Here is a 1126-nt window from a genome sequence, read left to right on the forward strand (position 1 = left end):
GGCCAGAAAAATGAGTCGTTCTCGCTGTTCTAAACTAAGTGGTACAGAAACAATTCGAGGCATGTGTGAACATCTGTTAACTAAAAAAACTTTTTCGCATGATTAGTTATTTTTGTCAACTTAATAAGCCATTTACATCATTTTCTTCAAGTTTTTTGCGTAATTTGCTGATATGGCTATCTACAGTGCGATCTAAAGCATCACTTTCAGGCATACAGTTTTGGATCAATTCATTACGTGTAAAGACTTTATTCGGTGTTTTTGCCATCAAAAACAGTATCTTATACTCAGTTAACGTAAGGTTGAGCAACTGATTTCTTTGACCATTTGAAATGTAAACTTGATGATGATCTGGATTAATTTCAATATTTCTATAACGAATAATATTAGTTATTTCCATATTTTGGCTTGTACTTCGTCTAAGTACGGCTTGTATTCGTGCAATCACTTCGTTTGGGTTAAATGGCTTAATAATAAAGTCATCAGCACCCATTTTTAGCCCCATGATCTTATTCACTTGATCATCTAAGGCAGTCAGCATAATGACAGGTAAATGACTTGTTTGACGGATGATTTGTAGAATTTCCCAGCCATTTAGTTTGGGTAATTTAATATCAAGGAGAATCAGGTCGATAGAGTTGGCTTTTAGGCACTCTAAAGCTTGTTGTCCATCCAATGCACGGATGACCTGCATGTTTTCATTTTTTATGTATTTTTCAAGAATGTCACCAATATCATAATCATCTTCTACAACGAGAATGACGCTGTTTTCGAAGCTGTGCTGTAGATTTGGATACATATATTTTATCTTAGATGAAGTAGCTATGCATTTTAACATTTAATTGTGTAATGGAGATGATTAGACGAGCAGTCATTTATATTTGTAATTGAGGGGTGACATATAATAAAATTCGTTGCATATCAGTATTAATGAACAAAATGTCAATTATCATTCATTTAACATAATGGCTGTTATACGAAACAGAGATGTAACTCCAAAATAAAAATGTCCGGTTTCTCCGAGGTAAAATATGACTTTTGAACAAAAATAAGCCATTGTTTATTCTTTTTATTTCCAACAAAATTCCAGAACTCATCTACTTCGAGAGATTCATAATGACTTTGC

The 1126-nt window shown here is 33.2% G+C and carries 1 protein-coding gene and 2 pseudogenes; all 3 read right to left on the bottom strand.

The features are described 5' to 3' along the window. Positions 1-63: pseudogene (locus FTT71_RS13405) on the bottom strand (helix-turn-helix domain-containing protein); the annotation flags it as partial. A 52-nt stretch (positions 64-115) separates the two neighbouring features. Then, positions 116-799 (bottom strand): response regulator, encoded by a 684-nt coding sequence (locus FTT71_RS13210; RefSeq protein ID WP_180161023.1) that lies wholly within the window; start codon positions 797-799, stop codon positions 116-118. 245 nt (positions 800-1044) lie between these two features. After that, positions 1045-1126, bottom strand: a pseudogene (locus FTT71_RS13215) (IS1 family transposase); the annotation flags it as partial.

This window comes from Acinetobacter sp. YH01004 (assembly GCF_013420455.1).
GTDB lineage: Bacteria > Pseudomonadota > Gammaproteobacteria > Pseudomonadales > Moraxellaceae > Acinetobacter > Acinetobacter towneri.

Bases quoted from the DNA above. Each gene is read 5' to 3' on its own strand.
- FTT71_RS13210 (WP_180161023.1), bottom strand. From the start codon at position 799: ATGTATCCAAATCTACAGCACAGCTTCGAAAACAGCGTCATTCTCGTT.